Consider the following 20,810-nt stretch of genomic DNA (forward strand, 5'->3'; position numbering starts at 1 on the left):
GTCATCCCTCTCCGGGCCATAGTGGCCCAAGCGCTACTCTTCCAGCTCGATGTCCCAGTAGAGCCAGTCGCGCCAGGTTTCGTGGAGGTAGTTGGGCGGGAAACCGCGGCCGCGCTCCTGGAGCTGCCAACTGGTCGGCCGGATCGGCGGGACCATCGGCGGCATGTGCGCCTGCTTGGGCGTGCGACCGCCCTTCTTGAGATTGCACGGGGCGCACGCTGTCAGGATGTTTTCCCAGCTCGTGCGGCCGCCGAGCCGGCGCGGAAGCACATGGTCGAACGTCAGGTTATGCGGGCTGCCGCAATACTGGCACGAGAAGCGATCGCGCAGGAACAGGTTGAAGCGGGTGAAGGCGGGAAACTCGCTGGGCTTCACGTATTGGCGCAGCGCGATCACCGAGGGGATCTGCATCGTCCAGCTCGGGCTGTGCACCGCGCGCTCGTAGCTCGAGATGATGTCCACCCGCTCGAGAACGACGGCCTTGATCGCGGTCTGCCAGGGCCACAGGCTGAGGGGATAATACGAAAGCGGCGTATAGTCCGCGTTGAGAACGAGTGCAGGGCAGTCGGAAAGACTACGGGAGGGATCTCCCTCCGCGCTGCGGAAACGGGCCGCGCGCTCGATCAGGTCCGACCTGAGCATGGCCTCCTGTCGCAGGCTCTCATTGCTGTTTGATGGCAACGCATGGGTGCTTTGCAGCATCTACGCAGGCTCCCGTCAAGATAGCTGATTATCGAGGCCCGCGCGCAATCCACAGGATCGCTTGCGAGAGGCCCGTCGTCCCAGGCTTGCTCCGTGACCGCGGGGTACTCTTGAGGCGATGGCCAGCGCTGGGCCACTGCGGCGTGCCGCGTCTGACGCGACGGGGGCGTGGCCTGCCCTGCGATCCCGGCGTTCGCCGGGGTGACGGATTCTTCCTTTGCCGCGCCGCGACGTCTAGGAGGGGCCGGGATGACCCGCACCCGCTTCGCCCCCAGCCCCAACGGCCCCCTTCACCTGGGCCACGCCTATGCGGCACTGGTCGCCCACGACACCGCCCGCGAACGCGGCGGGCGATTCATCCTGCGCATCGAGGACATCGACGGCGAACGCAGCCGGACGGAGTTCGTCGAGGAGTTCCTGTGCGATCTCGAATGGCTCGGCCTTGCCTGGGACGGCGAGGCCGTGTTCCAGTCGCACCGGTTGGCGAGCTACACGGCGGCGGGCGACCGGCTCAGGGCCATGGGCCTGCTCTACCCCTGCACCTGCACTCGCGCCGAGATCGCCGCGGCCGCCCGCGAGACCGGACCCGATGGCCCCGTCTATCCCGGCACCTGCCGACACCGCGAGACAGACCCCGCCCATGCCGCCTGGCGCCTCGACGTGGGCGCGGCGATGGCGCTGGCCGGGCCGCTCGACTGGGTGGACGAAACGGCAGGCCTGCAAATCGCAACGCCGCAGGTGTTCGGAGACGTCGTGCTGCTGCGCAAGGACCTGCCAGCCAGCTACCACCTCGCCGCCACGCTCGACGATGCGACCGACGGCATCACCCTCGTCACCCGCGGCATGGACCTGTTCGCCGCAAGCCACGTCCATCGCCTGCTCCAGGCGCTCCTCGACCTCCCGGTGCCGACGTGGCTGCATCACCCGTTGTTGGTCGAGGCCAACGGCCGCAAGCTCGCCAAGCGCCGCGGCGCGCCCTCGCTGGGCGACCGGCGTCGCGCCGGAGAGGACGGACGCGCCATCGCCAGGGCACTGCGCGCCGGCGTGCTGCCCGCTGGCATTTCGTTCTCGCAAGGCGTACATCAGGCGCCATGAGCTATATCCTTGTCCCCATCATCGTCGTGCTGGTGATCATGGTCGTCGTCAGCCTCGTGCGCGGCATCGTCGCCTTCCTCAACAGCACGAAGGAAGACCTGAACCGCGACCCGAACCTGACCGGGCCGACCGCCAACCAGCTGCTGCAGAACAAGATGATGTTCAACCGCATCAAGTACCAGGCCGCCGCCGTGCTGGTCTGCGCACTGCTGCTGGCGATGGCGCGCTGATCCGCACACCCCGTTCGTCATTGCACGCGCAGCGAAGCGACCCGGAGCCGCTTACCCCGCCCTGGGCTGCTTCGCTGCGCGCGCAATGACGAACGGGAGATAATGGCGACGCACGCGCGGCGATCATCGTCCCTCCCGAAAGGAACTCCCTTGGTCCGGCTCAACAAGATCTACACCCGCACCGGCGACGATGGCTCGACCGGCCTCGTCGACGGCTCGCGCCTGCCCAAGCACGCCGCGCGCATGGAGGCGATCGGCGCCGTGGACGAGGCGAACAGCGCGATCGGCCTTGCCGTCTGCGCGCTGGTCGGCACGCCGCACGCCGCCAGCCTCACCCGCATCCAGAACGACCTGTTCGACCTCGGCGCGGACCTCGCGACCCCGGGAGAGGACTTCACTCCCGGCGAGATGACCTTGCGCATCGTCGCAGCCCAGGTCGACTGGCTGGAAACCGCGATCGACGCGGTGAACGAGAACCTCTCTCCCCTGCGCAGCTTCATCCTGCCCGGCGGCAGCGAAGCGGCGGCGCGCGTACACATCGCCCGCGCCTCCACCCGCTCCGCCGAACGCCGGGCCACCGCACTTGCAGCGCAGGACCCGGTCAACCCGGCGGCGCTCGCCTACATCAACCGGCTGAGCGACTATCTGTTCGTCCTCGCCCGCGCGGTCAATTCGGGTGGTGCCGACGACGTGCTTTGGGTTCCGGGGCAGAATCGCTAGGTTCCCTCCTCGGGTTCGAGCTGTTAAGCGCTCGGTTAAACCATCGAGGGAGTTTGTCAGTGCAGTCAGTCGGAATCATCGGTGCAGGTATCATGGGTTCGGGCATCGCCCAGACCGTCGCGGGCGCGGGGCTGGACGTGGTCCTCACCGACATCAGCCTGGAAAATGCGGAAAAGGGCAAGGCCGGTATCGCCAAGGGCCTCGCCAGGCTGGTCGCCAAGGAAAAGCTGACCCAGGACCAGGCCGACGCCCTGCTCGCCCGCATCGCCCCCGTCGCCGACTACGCCGCGATGTCCGGGTGCGACCTCATCATCGAGGCCGCCACCGAGCGCGAGGACATCAAGCACAAGATCTTCGAGGCCGCCGGCAAGGTGCTGGGCGCCAACGCGATCATGGCATCTAACACCAGCTCGATCCCGATCACCCGCATGGCTGCCAGCTCGCCCGACGCGACGCGCTTCTGCGGGCTGCACTTCTTCAACCCGGTTCCGGTCATGGGCCTGGTCGAAGTGATCCCCGGGCTCGCCACCTCGCAGGACACCATCGACCGGATGAAGGCCTTCGGCGAGAAGCTGGGCAAGACCGTGGTCCTCGCCGGCGACGAGCCCGGCTTCGTGGTCAACCGCATCCTGTGCCCGATGCTCAACGAGGCGATCTTCGTGCTGGGCGCGGGGATCGGCTCGGTCGAGGACATCGACGCGGGCTGCAAGATCGGCCTCAACCACCCGATGGGTCCGCTGACCCTGGCCGACTTCGTGGGGCTGGATACCCTCTACGAGATCATGAAGGTGTTCCACTCGACCACCGGCGATCCCAAGTACCGCCCTGCACCACTGCTGCAGAAGTACGTGGAGGCGGGCTGGTACGGCCGCAAGTCGGGCAAGGGGTTCTACGACTACTCGGGCGAGACGCCGGTTCCTTCGCGCTGAAGCCGGACGGAACGGCGCCGCCCAATGGCAGCGGCGCCGTTCAGCCCTTGGCGATGGCCGGCATTCCGTCCTTGGGCCCCGCCGCATCATCGCGGCTGCGGGGGTTGGAGACGGCCGCGGCGATCAGGCGGTCCTGCTCGGTGGAAGCGATGCGCTCCCAGCCCGAACGGCCAAGCTTTTCCATCGGCCGGTAGCGCACCTTGTACTGCATGCGCGGCGATCCTTCGACCCAGTAGCCGAGGTAGACGTAGGCCAGTCCCATCTCGTGCGCCCGGCGGATATGGTCGAGGATGATGTAGTTGCCCAGGCCCTGCCGGCCTTCATGGTGAGGGTCGTAGAAGGAATAAATCATCGACAGCCCATCGCACTGGCGATCAGTCAGGCAGGCGCCGACGAGGCGACCCGGCTTGACGCCGTCTTCCGAAGGTTCGCGGTATTCGACCACGTAGCTGGTGACGGGGGTGTGCTCCACCATGTCGGCGAAATCGACCTCGTCCATCGTGGTCATGCCGCCTTCGGGGTGGCGGACCGAGAGATAGCGCTGCAGCAGGTCGAACTGCTCGCTGGTGGACCAGGGCCGGCAGACGGTGGCGACGAGATCGCCATGCGCCTTGAGCGTGCGCTTCTGCGTGCCAGAGGCGACGAATTCGCTGGCGACGACGCGCACGGAAACGCAGGCGTTGCAGTCTATGCAGGAGGGCCGGTAGGCGACGGTCTGGCTGCGGCGGAAGCCGATCCGCCCCAGCGCATCGTTCAGCGAATCGGCGTGCGGACCCTTGAGCTCGGTGAAGACCTTGCGTTCGCTACGGCCCGGAAGATACGGACACGGCGCCGGGCTGGTCACGAAAAATCGGGGAAATCGAACCGGAGCCGTCACCGAACTAGGTCTTCCTCTTAAGCTATGACCGGCGCTGCGTCCGTCTTCTTCCCGAAATATGCCTACCGCTGCAGCGGGTTGCGAGTCTTTTAACCACAAAAACCGATCGTGATGCGGCAAAATCGCGCCAGACCGGCGGCATCGGCATGGAGCCGTGCCAATTCGGGGCGTGAGACTACCGGAAGTTTACGGAACCGGCGGCCCCACGCAACACTTATTCGGTCTCGACCTGCTTCACCTCGTAGCCCTCTCGGCGAAGCGCCGAGACGAGTGCGTCGAGCTGGGCCTTGTCGCGCGCCTCGCATTCGATCTCGGTGACCAGCCCCTTGGCGGGCAGGTGCGTGAAGATGCGCTGGTGGAAGACCTCGATGATGTTCACGTTGTGCTCGTGGAACACCTTGGCGACCTTGAACAGCGCACCGGCACGATCCTGCAAGCCGATGCGCAGGCGCGCCAGGCGACCCGAGCGGGCAAGGTCACGCAGCAGCACGTTGGCGAGCAGGCGCGTGTCGATGTTGCCGCCCGACAGGACGATGCCCACCTTGCGGCCGGCGAACAGCTCGCGGTTGTTCATGACCGCGGCAAGGCCCGCCGCACCTGCACCCTCGACCAGCGTCTTCTCGATCTGCAGCAACAGCGCCAGGGCGCCTTCGATCTGCGATTCGCTGACCAGCAGGAAATCGTCGAGCAACCCTCGCAGCACCTTGGACGTCATCAGCCCAGGTGCGATCACCGCGATGCCTTCGGCCAGCGTATCGCCGCCGATCGGGAGGTTGGTGCCCTTGAGCAGGTTGTACATCGAGGGATAGAGCAGCGCCTCGACGCCGACGAGGCGGATCGCCGGGTTGATGTCGCGCGCAACCGTGCCCATGCCCGAAGACAGGCCACCGCCGCCGACCGGCAGCACCAGGGTGTCGAGATCTGGCACATCCTCGAGCATTTCCAGCGCCACGGTGCCCTGCCCGGCCGCGACGTGCGGATCGTCGAAGGGATGGATGAAGGTCAGGCCCAGTTCCACCTCGAGCTTGCGGGCATGGGCATAGGCCTCGTCGAAGCTCTCGCCTTCGAGCACGACCTTGCCGCCCACGCTCTCGGTCTGCATGACCTTCACCGTCGGCGTGGTCTTGGGCATGACGATGGTGACGGGCACGCCCAGGCGCGTGCCGTGGTAGCTCAGCCCTTGGGCATGGTTGCCGGCCGAAGCGGCGATGACGCCTCGCGACTTGCGCTCCTCGGGCAGCAGCAGCAGCGCATTGAGCGCGCCGCGCTCCTTGTAGGCGGCGGTGAACTGCAGGTTCTCGAACTTGAGCCAGACGTCGGCACCGGTGATCGCGCTCAGCGTCGAACTGCGAAGCGTGGGCGTGCGCACGACCTTGCCAGAAATTCGCTCCGCCGCCGCACGAACGTCGGCTGCGGTCAGGGGCGCGTCGGACGTGGCCCCGGGAGCGGTATTGAGCAATGTCTGGTCCATCGGGCGCGACTACCGGAATTGGCGGCTGATGGGAAGCGAGCTTGAGTTTCACGCTAAGAGTGTCGCGCCGCGCCCGGGCGATTGCCCCGGGCGATTGCAGGGACTCCGCCTCTCGCGCCACGCGGGATGGAAGGATGAGCTTTGCCTGAAACGCCATTCTCCTTCGCGGCTACGCGTGAGGCCCCTTCCCTGCTGGCCGCCGTACCAAAGCGCGATCCCTCTCTACCCAAGGTTTGCTTTTGCCCAAAACGCGCTAGAACGCGCTCATGAGCGACAGCACACCAGAAGTTCGAGCGGAACGGCGCAAGGTTTCCATGATCGGCCTGGGCACGATGGGCGGCGCGCTTGCGCGGCACATCGGCGAGGCCGGCCACGAACTGACGATCTACAACCGCACCCCCGAACGCGCGCGCAAGTGGCGGGACGACAATCCCGGGCTCACCCACCGCATCGCCGCCAACCCGGCCCACGCGGCGCAGGACGCCGACGTGGTCATCACCTGCGTGGGCAACGACGACGATCTCGCCGACGTGGTGCTGGGCCCCAACGGCGTGTTCCGCATGCTCAAGAAGGGCGGTGTCTTCATCGACCACACCACCGTCTCGGCACGGATCGCGCGGCAGATCTCGGTCGAGGCGCGCGACCTCAAGATCCACTGCGTGGACGCGCCGATGACCGGCTCGCAGATCGGCGCGGAAAAGGGCACGCTCACGCTCATGTGCGGCGGCCGCAACGAGGCGATCGAAGCCGCGCGACCGGTGATGGAGGCCTATTCCACCCGCATCGTCCACGTCGGCAAGCCCGGTTCGGGCCAGATCGCCAAGATGGCCAACCAGATCTGCATCGCCGGCAACGTCGCCGCGCTGGCGGAGGCGGTTCGCTTCGCGCAGGCCTCCCATCTCGACATGGACAAGGTCTACGAAGCGATATCGGGCGGGGCGGCGCAGTCCTGGCAGATGGACAACCGCTGGACCTCGATGGACGCCGACGAATTCGACTTCGGCTTCGCGATCGACTGGATGCGCAAGGACCTCGGCCTCAGCCTGGAGGAAGGCCGCGGGCTTGGCGTCTCGCTGCCGGTCGCGGCGCTGGTCGACCAGTTCTTCTCCGAGGTCCAGTCCATCGGCGGCGGCCGGCTCGACACCAGTGCGATCATCAAGCGGCTGCCCAAGAAGGGCAAGAAGTGAGCCGCGAAACCCTGCGTTCCGATTGCATGCCCGCCTTGACCGCTTCTGCAACCGGCGCGTTGCGAACGAAAGCTCGCGTCACCATCCGCGCGCGCGGTTTGCTGCCGCAGAGGGCCGGGCTTGCGGCACAATGGCCCCTGAAACAAGTTCGGGGCGACGTGAACAAGGAACGGGAAGCCATGCGGACGGCGCACAAGCGCATCCTCGCCTGGTGCGCCCTCACCACACTGGCGCTCCCGGCGCCGGCCTTCGCCGACGTGCTGGTCGACAACGTCGAGGGCATCTCGCCCGACGGCAAGGGCGGCGTCGAGCGCTTCGAGGGCTTCCTGATCGCCCCCGACGGCCACGTCCTGCAGGTCTTCCACCACGGCGACAAGCGGCCCAAGAAAGTCGAGTACCAGGTCGACGGCAAGGGCCGCACGGTCATGCCCGGGATGATCGACGCCCACGCCCACGTGATGGCGACGGGCTTCGCCAAGATGACGCTTGATCTCTCGGCTGCGAAGTCGCTCGACGAGGCTTTGTCGCGCGTGGCTGCATGGAGCGCCGCGCACCCGGAGGCCCCCTGGATTCTCGGCAGCGGCTGGAACCAGGCGAACTGGGGCCTGGACCGCATGCCCACCGCCGCCGAACTCGATCAGGTGACCGGCGGCAAGCCCGCGTGGCTGGTACGTGTCGACGGCCATGCCGGCTGGGCCAACTCCGCCGCGCTCTCGGCCGCCGCCGTGAACGCGGCCACCGCCGATCCGGCGGGCGGCGAGATCGTGCGCGTCGCCGGCTCGAAGGCGCCGGCGGGGGTCTTCGTCGATGCCGCCACCAAGTTGGTCGAGGCCAAGCTGCCGCGCACCCGCCCCGAAGACCGCGACACCGCTCTGGGCGAGGCCCAACTCGCGTTCCTCGCCTCGGGCATCACTACGGTGGCCGACATGGGCACCACGATCGAGGACTGGCAAAGCTTCCGCCGCGCTGCCGACAAGGGGGGGCTGCGCGTGCGCATCGTCTCCTACGCGGCCGGGATCGACAACATGATCCTGATCGGCGGCCCGGGACCCTCGCCCTGGCTCTACGACGACCGGCTCAAGATGAACGGGGTGAAGCTCTACCTCGACGGTGCGCTGGGATCGCGCGGGGCGTGGCTCAAGGCGCCTTATGCCGACGACGCGAAGACGCGCGGCTTGCCGCAGATGAACCAGACGCAGCTCGGCAACCTCATGAGCCGGGCGGCGATGGACAACTTCCAGGTCGCCGTCCACGCCATCGGCGACGAGGCCAACGCCACCGTGCTCGATTCGATCGAGGAGCTTTCGGCCACCTACAAGGGCGACCGGCGCTGGCGCATCGAGCATGCCCAGGTCGTCGATCCCGCCGACATACCCCGTTTCGGCCGCAACGGCACGATCGCCTCGATGCAGCCCCAGCACGAGGCATCCGACCGCACCATGGCCGAAGCGCGGCTGGGTCCGGCGCGGCTGGCCGGCGCCTATGCATGGAAGTCGATCGCCGCGACCGGCGCGACGCTGGCATTCGGCTCGGACACGCCGGTCGAGCCCGCGCATCCCTTCGAGGGCCTCGCCGTCGCGATCAGCCGCACCGGCGCGGACGGGCAGCCGTTCGGCGGCTGGCAGCCGCAGGAAGTGCTGTCGCGCGAGGCGGCGCTGGCGGCCTACACCACGGGCGCTGCCTATTCGCTGTTCGCGGAAGGACGCCTGGGTCGCATCGCCAAAGGCTATCGCGCGGACTTCCTGTTCGTCGATACCGACTCGATGATGGCCAATCCCCAGCAGTTGCGCGCGACGAGGGTGCTGGAGACGTGGATCGGCGGCAAGCTCGCCTGGTCGGCCGCGCAGGACGGCGGCAAGGCCGGCGTGCGGCGGTGAGGTAAGGCCCATCGTCCCGGACTTGATCCGGGACCGTGGGCAAGGGCTCGCCAGCTTACGCTGAAACGCCCCACCGCAGTGGCCGATCGCGCGCTATCGCCTCAAAAGTACGCCGCGCTCCCGGATCAGTCCCAGGACGACGCCGATATCTTTACGGGTGATTTTACTCCGCCACGGCCTTGCCGGCTTCCTCGGCGTTCTTCTCGATGGCCTTTTCCTCGCGCGCGCGCTCCTTGGCGTCGCGGCGTTCGGTGAACCACATCAGCAGCAGCGTGCCTTCGAACAGCAACAGCAGCGGCACGGCCAGCAGGAGCTGCGAGATCACGTCCGGCGGGGTCGCCACGGCGGCGACGATGAAGATGCCCACGATCGCATAGCGCCGCGCGGCGACGCACTGCGTGCGCGTCACGATGCCCGCCCGGTTGAGCAGCATCAGCAGCACCGGCAGCAGGAAGCTGATCCCGAAGGCCAGGATGAACTGCATGACCAGCGCCAGGTAGTCTCCGGTGCCCGGCAGCGCCTCCAGCTTGAGACCGCCCTTCTGTCCCTCGAAGCCGAGGAAGAAGTGGAACGCGGTCGGCATCACCACGTAGTAGGCCAAAGCCGCGCCCATGGTGAACAGGATCGGGGTCGCGATCAGGAACGGCAGGAACGCCTTCTTTTCCTTCGCGTAGAGCCCCGGCGCCACGAAGGCCCAAATCTGGTTGGCGATGATCGGGAAGCTGACGAAGAAGGCCGCGAACATCGCGATCTTCACTTCGACGAAAAAGGCCTCGTAGAGTTTGGTGTAGATCAGCTTGCCCTGCCCCGGCGGAAACGCTGCAGTGAGCGGTCGCACCAGGAACGAGAAGATATCGCCCGAAAAATAGAAGCACACCGCGAACGCCGCCGCGAAGGCGAGGAAGGCGCGCAGCAACCGGCCGCGCAACTCGATGAGGTGATCGAGCAACGGGGCCTGCGAATCGTCGATGTCGGCTATGCGGAAGGGCTTCATGGCGAATGCCTCAGGGCGGCGGCGGGGGCAGGTGGAGTTCGGCCTGCCGCGACTGGCCATCTGCGGTTTCGGCCGGTTCGCCCTGCTGCGGGGAATGTCCGTCGGCGATCGGAGTTTCGGTGACCGGCGTACTGGCAACGGGCGCCTGCATGTCGTCGGCAGTGGGGTTCATGGAAGGCAGCTGCGGGCTGGCCTTCATGATCGCCTCGTTCTGCTCGCGCCACTTGCGCTCCATCTCCTCGAGTTCCGCCTCGCGCACCATGGCGTCGAGCCCGGCACGGAAATGGTTGGAGACCTTGCGCATCTTGCCGATCCAGCGACCAGCCGTGCGCAACGCCATCGGCATGTCCTTGGGGCCGATGACGACGACCGCCACGATGACGATCAGGAACAGTTCGGATGCGCCGACGTCGAACATCGTGCGTCAGCCTCGCGCGCTCAAACCTGCTCGTTCTTGGTCTCGGTCGCCACGGGCGCGGGATCGACCTGCTTCGCCGGGATCTGCACGGGCGGGGTGGAGGCAGCGGCCTTCTTGGCTTCCTCTTCCTCGTTCATGCCGTCCTTGAAGCTCTTGATGCCCTTGCCGAAATCACCCATGATTTCCGACACGCGGCCGCGTCCGAACAGCACCAGCACGATCACGAGAACGATCAGCCAGTGCCAGATCGAGAAGCTACCCATAACCTCAACTCCAAAAGCCACGATCGATTCCGACCGTCATAGGGCCCATCTAGGCGCTTTGGCGGCAAGTTGCCAGCCTGTCATGGTTCTGTCCTTCGCCCGTCACGCCGTCGTCGTTTCGGTTGGGCATGGCCACGCGGGAAAGGTACTGACATTCCCCTTCCGTCACCTTGAACTCGCTTCAGTGTGACGAGGCGTGGGAGGCCGCCCTTACACCTCGGCTGCGTCATCCACCGCCGGTTTGGCACGAGGGGTCAGCGCCGCGCCGATCGCGTCCTCGTCCACCGGGTCGAGCAATCCGGCGGCGCGCAATTCGTCGATCCCGGGCAGTTCCTTGAGCGAGGCGAGGCCGAAGTGGTCGAGGAACACCGGTGTCGTCGCGTAGATCACCGGGCGTCCCGGCACCTCGCGCCGGCCGGCGACGCGGACCCAGCCCGCCTCCATCAGCACGTCGAGCGTGCCCTTGGCGGTCTGGACACCGCGGATCGCCTCGATCTCGGCGCGGCTGACCGGCTCGTGGTAGGCGACGATGGCGAGCACCTCGGTCGCCGCGCGGCTGAGCCGGCGCAGTTCCTCCTTCTCAAGGCGAAGAAGATGAGCGAGGTCCGGGGCGGTTTCGAAGTGCCAGCGCCGGCCGCGCTCGACCAGCAGGATGCCACGCCCCTCGTAATGGCGCGCGAGTTCGGCGAGCCCGGGGCGAACCTGGCCCGCCCCCTTGTCGCCGAAGCCCAGATGCAGCGCGATCTGCTCGGCACTCATCGGCTCCTCGGCGGCGAACAGCGTCGCCTCGATGGCGCGCACGAGGTCGTCGGGGAAAGACGGGTCGGGCTGCGTCGTGGTCACGGCCGCACCCCGCGCAGGCGCAGCGGTCCGAAGGTCTTGTCCTGCGAAATCTCGACGCGGCCGGTGCGGGCCAGTTCCAGCGCGGCGACGAAGCTGGAGGCGAGCGCCGAGCGGCGCAGGCGCGGATCGGCCCAGGTGTCGTGCGCGGGGGGCAGGAAATCGCGCAGGTCCATCCAGTCGATCGCCACGCCCAGCATCGAGGAGACGCGCTGGATCGCGCTGTCGAGCGTCATCACCATCCGCTCGCGCACCATGTGCACAACCGGTTCGGAGCGAATCTTTACGTCGCCATAGGCACGCACGAGGTCGAACCAGTTGCACTGCCACAGCGACTTGCGATCGATCCGCAGCCCCTCGGGCGCCCCGCGCGCGAAGACGTCGCGGCCGAGGCGGTCGCGCCCCATCAGCCGCGCCGCCGCCTCGCGCATCGCGCCCAACCGCTGCAGGCGAATCTGCAGGCGTAGCGCCATTTCCTCGGGGCTCGGGTCCTCCTGCTCGTCGCGCGGGAGCAGCAGGGCGGATTTCAGGTAGGCGAGCCAGGCGGCCATCACGAGGTAGTCCGCCGCCAGTTCCAGCCGCAGCGCCTCGGCCTGCTCGATGTAGGTGAGGTAGGCGTCGACCAGTTCGAGGATCGAGATACCGCGCAAGTCCACCTTCTGCCGCCGCGCGAGGTCGAGCAGCAGGTCGAGCGGGCCTTCCCAGCCCTCGATCTCCAGATAGAGCGCGTCGTCCTGCGCGGCGCCGCGATCCTCTGCGTCCCAGTCGTCGAACAGGCTCGCTTCGTTGGTCATGACCCTATTCTCGCCCCCACTTTCGTCAGGCCGCCTGCAGCGCCAGCAACGCGTCGCGCTTGGCGATGAGGCTGGCGTGATCGGCATCGGCGCACACTTCGCCCAGACTCGCCAGCGCGCGCTCGAGGCGGGCGGCGCCCCGCGCGTCCAGCGCAGGCAGCAGCCCGGCGATGCCGATCATGTCGTCCATCTTCGCCCAGCAGTTGAGCGCAAGGTCGCAGCCGGCCGCGATCGCGCCGGCCGCGCGCTGCGGCACCGATCCGGACAGCGCCTCCATGTCGAGGTCGTCGCTCATCAGCAATCCGTCGAAGCCGATGTGCTTGCGGATCACCTCGCCCACCACGAAAGGCGAAATGGTGCCGGGATTCTCGGCATCCCAGGCGGTGTAGCGGACGTGCGCGGTCATGCCGATCGGGGCCGAGGCCAGGGCGCGGAACGGGGCGAGGTCCAGTTCCAGCTCCTGCGCCGAAGCGGTGACGGTGGGCAGTTCCTTGTGGCTGTCGGCCAGGGCACGGCCGTGGCCCGGCATGTGCTTGATGCAGCCGGCGATGCCCGCGCGCGCAAACCCGTCGAGGAACGCGCGGCCGAGCGCGGCGACGCGCATCGGGTCAGATCCCAGAGCGCGATCGCCGACGATGTCGTGGGCGCCCGGCTGGCGCACGTCGAGCATCGGGTGCAGGTCGACAGTGATGCCCGCCTCGGCAAGATCCAGCCCGAGCGCCTGGGCATTGATCCGCGCCGCCTCGATCGCGCTGGCGGGGGCAAGGTCGTAAAGCCGGTCGAACACCTCTCCGGCCGGGTATTTCGGCCAGACCGGCGGCTTCATGCGGGCGACGCGGCCGCCTTCCTGGTCGACGCAGACGAACAGCCGCTCGCGGCCCTGGAGGCTGCGCAGCTCGTCGGTAAGCGCGCGCACCTGCTCGCGGCTCTGCGCATTGCGGGCGAACAGCACGTAGCCCGCCGGGTCGGCATCGCGGAAGAACGCGCGTTCGTCCTCGGTGAGGGTCAGGCCGGATAGGCCGAAGATCGCCGGTGTCATGCCACTTTTGGTCGCAGAAATGGGGGCGTTTCGCAAGGAAGCGGGGGCAGCGGGATGTGGATGGGGAACGTGAACGAGATCACGAAGGACATGTCGTCCCGGACTTCATCCGGGACGACATGTCCTTCACGGCCGCATCACCCAGCCGCCATCGACATGCACCGTCTGGCCGGTGATCCACTGTCCCGCCGGCGAGCACAGCAGCAGCAGCGCGCCGACCAGTTCGTCAGGCTCGCCGCGGGCCTTGGTCGCGCAGGTCATCTCGAGGAACCTGATGAACGGCGAATCGTCCGGCACCAGCAGCTTGCCCGCGTCCGAGGTGACGTTGCCCGGCGCGATGGCGTTGCAGGTGATGCCGTCCCTGCCCAACTGCTTGGCGAGCGTGGTGGTCAGCCCCACCAGCGCCAGCTTGGAGATGCCGTAAAGCCCGATCGCCGGGAACGCCCCGCCGCTGGTCTGGTTGACGATCCGCCCGCCGCCCCGCTCTCGCATCGAGGGGATCACTGCCCGGGCGCACAGCAGCGCGCCGTTGAGGTTGACCGAGAACGCGCGGTTCCATGCATCCAGGCTGACGGTCTCGCAATTGTCGTAGCTGATGTCGACCATCAGCGCCGCATTGTTGACGAGCACGTCGACACCGCCGAACGCCTCGATCGCCGCGTGGCCCATGGCGAGGGTGGAGGCTTCGTCGGCGACGTTCACCTCGACCGCCACGGCCTTGCCGCCCGCGCTGGTGATCTCCTGCGCGACGGCCTGCGCGCCTTCGAGGTTGAGGTCGGCGACGACGACGCTCGCCCCGGCACCCGCAAGGCCCAGCGCATAGGCGCGACCGATGGAATTGCCGCGCCCGCCGGCGCCGGTGACCACCGCCACCTTGCCGTCGAGGCGGAACTGGTCGAGCGTGAAGGTCATCGGTCAATCTCCCTTTCGTTCTTTTCGAGGACTATGGTCGAGGATGGCATTCAACCCGCCGTGATCCCCTTGTCGATGTCGATGCAGGCGCCGTGGAAACCGCGCCCGGCCTCGGACACCAGCAGCAGGATCATGTCCGCAACATCCTCCACCTCGACTTGCCCGCGCATGCCGGAGAAGCGCTTGAGCAGTTCGAAGTCGCAGTTCTCGGGCGGGCTGTAGTTGCGCACGATGTTGGTTATCATGCCGCCCGGCGCCACCGCGTTGATGCGGATCGGGGCCTTCTGGAACTCCATCGCCATGGCCTTGGTGAGCCCCAGTATCCCCCACTTGCTGGCGCAATAGGCCGCCGCATAGGCCTCGCCGATGTACGATGCGCAGGAGGCCACGTTGACGATCGCCCCGTTCGTTTCCAGCAGGTGCGGGATCGCAGCCTGCGACAGCACGAACGGCGCGTCGAGATTGACGGCGATGGTGCGCCGGTACTGCTCGAAAGGCATCTGCGGCGTGTTGGCGAGGTAGATCAGCCCCGCGACGTTGCACAGCGCATCGAGCCGGCCGAAGCGCTCGATCGCCGCGGGCACGACCTCTGTGCAAGCCCCGGGATCGGACAGGTCGGCCACTTGCATCGCGACCGCGCGACCGTTGTTCGCCAGCAGGGCGGCGGTTTCGTCCAGCCCCCCAGCATCGACGTCGACAAGCCACAGGCCGGCGCCGGCCTCGGCCAGTTTCAGCGCGCTCGCTCGGCCCAGCCCGGAGGCGGCCCCGGTGACCAGGGCGATCTTGCCGGTCATGTCGGTGTTCATACGGTTCTCCTCACCCGCTTTTCCTCCCCTTCGACGAAAATGGTTGGTTCACCCGTTCCACGGCAGGCCCTTGGCCACTTTGCCGATCATCTCCTGCACCACCGCGTTGATGCGCGAGGCCTTGGGCCAGCCCGCGTGGGTGCCGTATTGCAGGACGAACTCGAGCATCTCTTCGCCCGTGCAGTTGCCGCTCGCCATGGCGGCATGGACGTGGCTGCGGATGGGAATCTCGGCCGCCGATTCGCACACACCGACCAGCGTGATCCAGCGGCGCGAGGGCTCGTCGAGGCCAGGACGCCACCACATCTCGCCGAAGACGAAGTTGTTGATGCCTTCCAGGTAGGGCGACGTGGGCGGGCCGGGCGGGAAAGTCATGACCTTGGCGAAGGCGGCGTGGCCGCGATCGTTGCGGGCCTGCGGATCCCACGGCGCCGGACAGAGCGGTGGCAGTTCGACGGGTGGCAGGTCGAGCTGCGTCGCAACGCGCGTCACCGCGCGGTCCAGCTTGCCACCGTTGCCCCAGCCCGCATAGACCGCCAGGTGCAACGCCGCCTCGCGCAGTTCGGACAGGCGCAGGTGCCCGCCGACGAGGGCGCCGCGCACGAAGTCGTCGATCTGGCCATCCTCAAGCCCGCAGGTCGCCGCGCTCGCGATGGCGACGATGTGGCGCGGTCGCGCAGGCAGGCCGGGACGGGTCCAGACCTCGGCCCAGACGAAATCGCGCCAGGATTCCTCCAGCAGCGTGGCGGGTTCGCGCGGCGCGCGGGCGGCGGCGCGGGCTTCGGTGGCCAGGCCGGTGGCCTTGCGGTCCTTCGGATCGAGCATGGCCATCAATCCTGCAGGTTGACCCAGACGTTGCGCACTTGCTGGAATTCGCGCAGCGCCTCGATGCCGCCAAGGCGGCCGTGTCCGGAGCGCTTCATGCCGCCGAACGGCACGCACGGGGTCATCGCCTCGCCAGAGCCGTTGACCTGCACCTGCCCCGCCATCATCTGCCCGGCGACGCGATGCGCGCGCGCCAGGTTCGTGGTGTGGATGTAGGCGCCGAGACCGTATTCGCTGTCGTTGGCGAGCGTCACGGCTTCCTCCTCGCTGTCGAACGGGGTGACGACGAGGACCGGCCCGAACACCTCGGTGCGGGCGATCGCGCTGCCGGGCGAAACGTCGGCGAGCACGGTCACCGGCAGGAAGAAGCCGGCGGCATGGTCGCCGCCCAGCCTCTCGCCGCCGCAGACGAGACGGGCGCCGTCGGCCACGCCGCCACCCACCATGCCCTGGATGCGGCCGAGCGACGCTTCCGAGATGACCGGCCCCATGATCGTGTCCATCGCCAGTGGATCGCCGACCTTGATATGACCCGCCATCGCGGCGAGCATCTGCAGGTAGGGCTCGTAGATGGACCGCTCGACGAGGAGGCGGGTGCCGTTGACGCAGCCCTGCCCGTTGGCGCTCACCGCCCCCGCAAGCCCGCGCCTCGCCGCGCCCTGCAGGTTGGCGTCGGCGAAGACGATCACCGCCGACTTGCCGCCCAGTTCCAGCCCCACGGGCTTGAGCGTGTCGGCCGCACTGGCGAGGATCTTGCGCGCCGTCGCACCCGAGCCGATGAACTCGATCTTGTCGATACCGGAGTGCGCCACCATCGCCGCGCCCACGTCCGGCCCGCCGGTGACGAGGTTGACCACGCCCGGCGGAAAGCCTGCCAGTCCGATGATCTCAACCAGCTTCATGATCGAGAACGGGGCGTTCTCCGGTGCCTTGAGCACCACGCAGTTGCCGGCCGCCAGCGCCGGGGCCAGGCACATCGTCGCGGCGAACAGCGGCCCGTTCCACGGCACGATCAACCCGACCACGCCATACGGCTCGTAACTCACATAGTCGTGCGCCGGGCCGCCCCAGGTGGCGACGGTGCGCCCCTCGATCTTGTCCGCCCAGCCGCCGAAGTAGCGGAACTTCTGCGCCGCGTCAGCGCTCATGTGCGGGCCGGCGATCACGATCGAGCCGTTCTCGATCGAGAGCAGCGGGATCATTTCCGCGGCCTTCTCCTCGATCAGCGCAGCGAGGCGCAGCATCAGGTCCCGCCGCCTATCACCCGCCAAAGCGCGCCACGCCGGGGCCGCGGCCCGCGCGGCGGCGACGGCGCGATCGACGTCGTCGGCATTCGCCAGCCGGAGTTGCGTCGTCACTTCGGCGGTGCCGGGATAGACGTGCTCGAACGCCTCGCCACTGCCGCCCGCCTCGCTGGCGCCGCCGATCACGAGGGCCGCGCGGGGCAGCACCGACCGATCCGGATTGAGGAAACCCATACCTTTGCTCCCGTCCCAGACAACGCAGGCCTTCGCGCGCCGCCGATCTCGTCATCTCCGCGCAGGCGGAAAGGACGAGATCGGCGTAGAACGGCGATGGCCCGTCTTGAGCAGGATGTTATGTGCTCTTAAATAGGGGATCAACGGACTTGAATTGCGTGATATCTCCGCATTCGATCGGAAATGGATTCTATTATATGCCTATAATTGCCACCGACCTGCCCACACAGGCTAAGGTCCGACGCAGGCGCGGAAGCAACCTTGTCGCCGCCACCACGCAGACCTTGCGCGAACGCATCTTCGCTGCGCCACCCGGCACCCTCATCGGCTCGCTCCATGCGCTTGCACGCAGCCTGGAGGTGGGCATCGTCACTCTCCAGCAGGCCGCGCGGGTGCTCGAACACGAAGGCCTGCTCGAAGTACGGCGCGGGCCGGGCGGCGGCTATTACGGCGCGCGCCCCGACGACGCCTCGCTGGAACGCGCTTTCGACGCCTACCTGCGGGTCCATCCTGCGACGTACGAGGAAGCGCTCGACATCACTTCGTTGCTGTTCAACGAACTGGCTGCCGCCGCCGCGCGCTGCGAGGACCCGGACCTGCTGCGCGACATGCGCGCCATGGGCGACCGGGTCGAGAGCTGCATGACCGACTCCGACCTCGGGACCTTCGAATTCGAGTTCCAGGAACTGCTGTTTCGCATGGTCCGCCGCCCGCTGTTCGAGATGCTCACCCGCGTGACCCTGCACTACGCCACCAGCCGCCCCGGCGCGCCGGTCCACGCGCCGGGCCACGACCTTGCGCAATGGAAGGCGGGTCGGCGGCGGATCATCACCGCGATCCTCGCCCGCGACGTGGCGCTGGCCCGGTTCGAGGCCGATCGCAGCAATCGCGCGGTGATCCTGCGGCACCTGAAGGCGGCGCGGGACTGAGCTTGGACCAGGGTGGGCCTGCCTGCCTTATTCAACGCTCCCTTGTTCCTTTGTCAGCCCAGCCTTCGCGGACATGGCGAGCGAGGGGATTGGCTCAGGGAAGCCGAAAGGTATGCCGGGATCGGTTTATCGCCGCAGCAAACGGTGGCACAACGTCGCCATGACCCGCCGCTTCGCCAGCCCGCCTTCGCCCGCCGAGTTCGAGGCCCTCGCCCATGCCGCTTTCGCGCGCATCCCGGAACCGTTTGCACCGCATCTCGAAGGCATCACCGTCCACGTCGAGGAATTCGCCGATGAGGAGACTCTGCGCGAACTCGGGATAGAGGATCCGTTCGGCCTCACCGGGCTCTACCATGGCCGTTCGATGGACACCGATTCGGTGTGGATCTCGGGCGAGTTCCGCCCGCGCATCACCCTGTATCGCCAACCGCTGCTCGCGGAATGGTGCGAGACCGACGTGGTGCTGGAGGATCTGGTTACCCATGTCGTCATCCACGAGGTCGGCCACCACTTCGGCCTTTCCGACGAGGCGATGCATGCGCTGGAGGACCAGGCGCGCTGATAAGTCGCACACCCGCTTGCGAAATTGGACCTTGGAACGTCACGTTTCCTTGCGATAGAGCCATTCCCATGACCTCCCTTCGCCTTAACGCGCTCCGGCTACTCGTCACCCCTCTGGTAATGACCGGCTTGCTGGCCGCCTGCGCAGCCCCGCAAGTGGTCCATCAGACAGCGCCCGCCGCTGCGCCGCAGGGCCCGGTCGAAGTGGGCATCATCGGCATCAACGATTTCCACGGCGCGCTCGAACCGCCGGGGCAGTCGGTCAACGTGAAGCAGGCGGACGGCACCATGCTCCCGGTTCCGGCGGGCGGCGGCGCCTGGCTCGCCTCGGCTGTCGATTCGATCAAGGCACGCCATTCGAACAACGTGGTGGTCGCAGCGGGCGACCTCACCAGCGCCTCGCAGCTTGCCTCCTCGCTCTACCTCGACGAGCCGGCGGTCGGCGTGATGAATCGAGTCGGCGTGGAATTCAACGCGGTGGGCAACCACGAGTTCGACCGCGGCTGGAAGGAACTGCTGCGCCTCCAGAACGGGGGCTGCGAGAAGAACGCCCGCTTCGAACCTTGCCAGCTCGAGACGTTCGCCGGCGCCCACTACAAGTACCTTTCGGCCAGCACCTTCAAGGCGGACGGTTCGACGCTGTTCCCCGCGACCGGCCTCAAGAGCTTCGGCGAGGGCGCGAACAAGGTCACGATCGGCTTCGTCGGACTCTCGCTCAGGACGGTGCCCACGCTGGTTTCCCCCGACCAGGTCGCGGGCCTGACCTTCGGCGACGAGGCCGAGGCGATCAACAGGGCGATACCGGTCCTCAAGGCCGAGGGCGCCGACGCGGTCGTCGTGCTCATCCACCAGGGCGGCAAGACCCCGGTAGGCGATCCCAATGGCTGCGACGGCTTCGCGGGCGATATCCAGCCGATCCTCGACCGGCTCTCACCCGGCGTCGACGTGGTCGTCTCGGGCCATACCCACTGGTCCTATGTCTGCGACTACAAGCCCGTCAACGGCAACGCCCCGATCCTGCTCACGAGCGCAGGCGTCTACGGCGAACTGGTGACCGACATCACGCTCCGCATCGATCCCGTCACGCACCGCGTCCTCTCGAAGGCCGCCCACAACGTCATCGTCCAGTCGGCGCCCTACAAGGCGACGCGCGGGGACATCGCCAATACCGACGCCTTCCCCCGCTTCGCACCGCGCGCGGACGTGGCCGCCTACGTAAAGCAGTACAAGGACGCCTCGCTCTCGCTGGTCGCGCGTCCGGTGGGCAGGATTTCGCAAGGTGCCGCGAAGTCCGACGGCGAGGAATCGGGCACTGGCGGGACACTGGGCAACCTGATCGCCGACGCGCAGCTTGCCGGCACGCGCCGCGCGGGCGCGCAGATCTCGTTCACCAATCCCTTCGGCATCCGCGCCTCGCTGGTGCCCGCCGCCGATGGCACCGTGACCTTCGGACAGCTCTACCAGGTACAGCCCTTCGGCAACGAACTGGTGACGATGACCCTGACCGGCGCGCAGTTGCGCGGCGTGATCGAGGAAGGGCTCGACGACGAGGGCCCCAAGCAGGTCCTCTCGCCATCCGCCGGGACTCTCCTGCGCTACGACATGAAGCGCCCCTCGGGCAGCCGCATCGTCTCGCTGACGCTGGGCGGCAAGCCCGTCGTCGCGACGGCGAGCTACCGCGTGAGCGTGGTCAACTTCCTCGCCGAAGGGGGCGACGGGTATTCGATCTTCACCAGGGGCACCGACCGCACGCGCGGCGGGCTCGACATCGAGGCCTTCGAGGACTGGATCAAGGCCGTCCCGGTGCGCCAGATACTGCAGGAGAACCGCACGCTGAAGGTGGGCTGAGCCTAGCTGCGCCGA

22 protein-coding genes are annotated in these 20,810 nt (G+C 67.6%); 9 read left to right on the forward strand and 13 right to left on the reverse strand.

The genetic code is table 11. The features are described from left to right. Positions 1–33 precede the first annotated feature (33 nt). Positions 34–642 carry an HNH endonuclease gene (locus tag ACFFDA_RS21205; protein ID WP_404479272.1) on the reverse strand — a complete coding sequence of 203 codons (609 nt, stop codon included), beginning with the start codon at positions 640–642 and terminating at the stop codon, positions 34–36. A gap of 309 nt (positions 643–951) precedes the next feature. On the opposite strand from ACFFDA_RS21205, the gene gluQRS reads away from it, so the two are divergent. The 4 genes from gluQRS to ACFFDA_RS21225 all read left to right on the forward strand — a co-directional run bounded on the left by gluQRS (position 952) and on the right by ACFFDA_RS21225 (position 3,676). Beyond that, positions 952–1,797: a tRNA glutamyl-Q(34) synthetase GluQRS gene (gluQRS, locus tag ACFFDA_RS21210; RefSeq protein ID WP_404479273.1), complete on the forward strand. Its 846-nt coding sequence runs from the start codon at positions 952–954 to the stop codon at positions 1,795–1,797. Further along, a complete protein-coding gene (locus ACFFDA_RS21215) occupies positions 1,794–2,027 on the forward strand; it encodes a hypothetical protein (RefSeq protein WP_404479274.1) in 234 nt (77 codons plus the stop codon). The genes gluQRS and ACFFDA_RS21215 overlap by 4 nt, the downstream gene beginning before the upstream one ends. A 150-nt stretch (positions 2,028–2,177) precedes the next feature. Then, complete coding sequence (locus tag ACFFDA_RS21220) at positions 2,178–2,747, forward strand: cob(I)yrinic acid a,c-diamide adenosyltransferase (RefSeq protein WP_404479275.1); 570 nt, start codon at positions 2,178–2,180, stop codon at positions 2,745–2,747. Between the two features lie 59 nt (positions 2,748–2,806). Further along, positions 2,807–3,676 (forward strand): 3-hydroxyacyl-CoA dehydrogenase family protein, encoded by an 870-nt coding sequence (locus ACFFDA_RS21225; protein ID WP_404479276.1) that lies wholly within the window; start codon positions 2,807–2,809, stop codon positions 3,674–3,676. A gap of 40 nt (positions 3,677–3,716) precedes the next feature. Here the strand turns inward: ACFFDA_RS21225 and ACFFDA_RS21230 are convergent, their stop codons facing one another. Further along, positions 3,717–4,553, reverse strand: coding sequence for an arginyltransferase (locus tag ACFFDA_RS21230; protein WP_404479277.1), 837 nt, complete (start codon positions 4,551–4,553; stop codon positions 3,717–3,719). Positions 4,554–4,767: 214 nt separating this feature from the next. Continuing rightward, positions 4,768–6,024, reverse strand: coding sequence for a threonine ammonia-lyase (locus ACFFDA_RS21235; protein ID WP_404479278.1), 1,257 nt, complete (start codon positions 6,022–6,024; stop codon positions 4,768–4,770). A 266-nt stretch (positions 6,025–6,290) separates the two neighbouring features. Between ACFFDA_RS21235 and ACFFDA_RS21240 the strand changes: the two genes are divergently transcribed. Together ACFFDA_RS21240 and ACFFDA_RS21245 are read left to right on the forward strand one after the other, a co-directional pair. After that, the gene (locus tag ACFFDA_RS21240) at positions 6,291–7,211 is read left to right on the forward strand and encodes an NAD(P)-dependent oxidoreductase (protein WP_404479279.1); all 921 of its coding nucleotides are present in this window, start codon (positions 6,291–6,293) and stop codon (positions 7,209–7,211) included. Between the two features lie 179 nt (positions 7,212–7,390). Then, a complete protein-coding gene (locus ACFFDA_RS21245; protein WP_404479280.1) occupies positions 7,391–9,088 on the forward strand; it encodes an amidohydrolase in 1,698 nt (565 codons plus the stop codon). 163 nt (positions 9,089–9,251) lie between these two features. Here ACFFDA_RS21245 and tatC read toward each other — a convergent pair whose 3' ends face one another. The 10 genes from tatC to ACFFDA_RS21295 all read right to left on the reverse strand — a co-directional run bounded on the left by tatC (position 9,252) and on the right by ACFFDA_RS21295 (position 17,457). Beyond that, positions 9,252–10,082 carry a twin-arginine translocase subunit TatC gene (gene tatC / locus ACFFDA_RS21250; RefSeq protein ID WP_404479281.1) on the reverse strand — a complete coding sequence of 277 codons (831 nt, stop codon included), beginning with the start codon at positions 10,080–10,082 and terminating at the stop codon, positions 9,252–9,254. A 10-nt stretch (positions 10,083–10,092) separates the two neighbouring features. Beyond that, positions 10,093–10,500 (reverse strand): Sec-independent protein translocase protein TatB, encoded by a 408-nt coding sequence (gene tatB / locus ACFFDA_RS21255; RefSeq protein ID WP_404479282.1) that lies wholly within the window; start codon positions 10,498–10,500, stop codon positions 10,093–10,095. A 20-nt stretch (positions 10,501–10,520) separates the two neighbouring features. Further along, a complete protein-coding gene (locus tag ACFFDA_RS21260) occupies positions 10,521–10,763 on the reverse strand; it encodes a twin-arginine translocase TatA/TatE family subunit (protein ID WP_404482821.1) in 243 nt (80 codons plus the stop codon). Positions 10,764–10,973: 210 nt separating this feature from the next. After that, the gene (gene scpB / locus ACFFDA_RS21265; protein WP_404479283.1) at positions 10,974–11,606 is read right to left on the reverse strand and encodes an SMC-Scp complex subunit ScpB; all 633 of its coding nucleotides are present in this window, start codon (positions 11,604–11,606) and stop codon (positions 10,974–10,976) included. Further along, the gene (locus ACFFDA_RS21270; protein ID WP_404479284.1) at positions 11,603–12,397 is read right to left on the reverse strand and encodes a segregation and condensation protein A; all 795 of its coding nucleotides are present in this window, start codon (positions 12,395–12,397) and stop codon (positions 11,603–11,605) included. The genes scpB and ACFFDA_RS21270 overlap by 4 nt, the downstream gene beginning before the upstream one ends. A gap of 25 nt (positions 12,398–12,422) precedes the next feature. Beyond that, positions 12,423–13,436 (reverse strand): beta-N-acetylhexosaminidase, encoded by a 1,014-nt coding sequence (gene nagZ, locus ACFFDA_RS21275; RefSeq protein ID WP_404479285.1) that lies wholly within the window; start codon positions 13,434–13,436, stop codon positions 12,423–12,425. Positions 13,437–13,562: 126 nt separating this feature from the next. Then, on the reverse strand, positions 13,563–14,348 hold the full coding sequence (locus tag ACFFDA_RS21280) for an SDR family oxidoreductase (protein ID WP_404479286.1): 786 nt from the start codon (positions 14,346–14,348) through the stop codon (positions 13,563–13,565). A 50-nt stretch (positions 14,349–14,398) separates the two neighbouring features. Continuing rightward, entirely contained in the window at positions 14,399–15,154 is a 756-nt protein-coding gene (locus tag ACFFDA_RS21285; RefSeq protein WP_404479287.1) for an SDR family NAD(P)-dependent oxidoreductase, read from the reverse strand. A 48-nt stretch (positions 15,155–15,202) separates the two neighbouring features. Next, positions 15,203–15,979, reverse strand: a complete 777-nt coding sequence (locus ACFFDA_RS21290) for a carboxymuconolactone decarboxylase family protein (protein WP_404479288.1) — start codon at positions 15,977–15,979, stop codon at positions 15,203–15,205. Between the two features lie 5 nt (positions 15,980–15,984). Continuing rightward, complete coding sequence (locus ACFFDA_RS21295) at positions 15,985–17,457, reverse strand: aldehyde dehydrogenase family protein (protein ID WP_404479289.1); 1,473 nt, start codon at positions 17,455–17,457, stop codon at positions 15,985–15,987. Positions 17,458–17,654: 197 nt separating this feature from the next. On the opposite strand from ACFFDA_RS21295, the gene ACFFDA_RS21300 reads away from it, so the two are divergent. The 3 genes from ACFFDA_RS21300 (at position 17,655) to ACFFDA_RS21310 (ending at position 20,795) form a co-directional block, all read left to right on the forward strand. Beyond that, positions 17,655–18,386 carry a FadR/GntR family transcriptional regulator gene (locus tag ACFFDA_RS21300; protein WP_404479290.1) on the forward strand — a complete coding sequence of 244 codons (732 nt, stop codon included), beginning with the start codon at positions 17,655–17,657 and terminating at the stop codon, positions 18,384–18,386. A 160-nt stretch (positions 18,387–18,546) separates the two neighbouring features. After that, the gene (locus ACFFDA_RS21305) at positions 18,547–18,948 is read left to right on the forward strand and encodes a metallopeptidase family protein (protein ID WP_404482823.1); all 402 of its coding nucleotides are present in this window, start codon (positions 18,547–18,549) and stop codon (positions 18,946–18,948) included. Between the two features lie 68 nt (positions 18,949–19,016). Beyond that, positions 19,017–20,795, forward strand: a complete 1,779-nt coding sequence (locus tag ACFFDA_RS21310; RefSeq protein ID WP_404479291.1) for a bifunctional metallophosphatase/5'-nucleotidase — start codon at positions 19,017–19,019, stop codon at positions 20,793–20,795. The last annotated feature ends 15 nt before the right edge of the window (positions 20,796–20,810 follow it).

The organism is Novosphingobium sp. BL-52-GroH, from assembly GCF_044813085.1.
Taxonomy (GTDB): Bacteria; Pseudomonadota; Alphaproteobacteria; order Sphingomonadales; family Sphingomonadaceae; genus Novosphingobium.

What these genes read in the sequence shown, in the direction of transcription:
- ACFFDA_RS21205 (WP_404479272.1), bottom strand. Translation starts at nt 642, where the DNA reads ATGCTCAGGTCGGACCTGATCGAGCGCGCGGCCCGTTTCCGCAGCGCG.
- gluQRS (WP_404479273.1), top strand. Translation starts at nt 952, where the DNA reads ATGACCCGCACCCGCTTCGCCCCCAGCCCCAACGGCCCCCTTCACCTG.
- ACFFDA_RS21215 (WP_404479274.1), top strand. Translation starts at nt 1,794, where the DNA reads ATGAGCTATATCCTTGTCCCCATCATCGTCGTGCTGGTGATCATGGTC.
- ACFFDA_RS21235 (WP_404479278.1), bottom strand. Translation starts at nt 6,024, where the DNA reads ATGGACCAGACATTGCTCAATACCGCTCCCGGGGCCACGTCCGACGCG.
- ACFFDA_RS21240 (WP_404479279.1), top strand. Translation starts at nt 6,291, where the DNA reads ATGAGCGACAGCACACCAGAAGTTCGAGCGGAACGGCGCAAGGTTTCC.
- ACFFDA_RS21245 (WP_404479280.1), top strand. Translation starts at nt 7,391, where the DNA reads ATGCGGACGGCGCACAAGCGCATCCTCGCCTGGTGCGCCCTCACCACA.
- tatC (WP_404479281.1), bottom strand. Translation starts at nt 10,082, where the DNA reads ATGAAGCCCTTCCGCATAGCCGACATCGACGATTCGCAGGCCCCGTTG.
- tatB (WP_404479282.1), bottom strand. Translation starts at nt 10,500, where the DNA reads ATGTTCGACGTCGGCGCATCCGAACTGTTCCTGATCGTCATCGTGGCG.
- ACFFDA_RS21260 (WP_404482821.1), bottom strand. Translation starts at nt 10,763, where the DNA reads ATGGGTAGCTTCTCGATCTGGCACTGGCTGATCGTTCTCGTGATCGTG.
- ACFFDA_RS21270 (WP_404479284.1), bottom strand. Translation starts at nt 12,397, where the DNA reads ATGACCAACGAAGCGAGCCTGTTCGACGACTGGGACGCAGAGGATCGC.
- nagZ (WP_404479285.1), bottom strand. Translation starts at nt 13,436, where the DNA reads ATGACACCGGCGATCTTCGGCCTATCCGGCCTGACCCTCACCGAGGAC.
- ACFFDA_RS21280 (WP_404479286.1), bottom strand. Translation starts at nt 14,348, where the DNA reads ATGACCTTCACGCTCGACCAGTTCCGCCTCGACGGCAAGGTGGCGGTG.
- ACFFDA_RS21285 (WP_404479287.1), bottom strand. Translation starts at nt 15,154, where the DNA reads ATGAACACCGACATGACCGGCAAGATCGCCCTGGTCACCGGGGCCGCC.
- ACFFDA_RS21290 (WP_404479288.1), bottom strand. Translation starts at nt 15,979, where the DNA reads ATGCTCGATCCGAAGGACCGCAAGGCCACCGGCCTGGCCACCGAAGCC.
- ACFFDA_RS21295 (WP_404479289.1), bottom strand. Translation starts at nt 17,457, where the DNA reads ATGGGTTTCCTCAATCCGGATCGGTCGGTGCTGCCCCGCGCGGCCCTC.
- ACFFDA_RS21300 (WP_404479290.1), top strand. Translation starts at nt 17,655, where the DNA reads ATGCCTATAATTGCCACCGACCTGCCCACACAGGCTAAGGTCCGACGC.
- ACFFDA_RS21305 (WP_404482823.1), top strand. Translation starts at nt 18,547, where the DNA reads ATGACCCGCCGCTTCGCCAGCCCGCCTTCGCCCGCCGAGTTCGAGGCC.
- ACFFDA_RS21310 (WP_404479291.1), top strand. Translation starts at nt 19,017, where the DNA reads ATGACCTCCCTTCGCCTTAACGCGCTCCGGCTACTCGTCACCCCTCTG.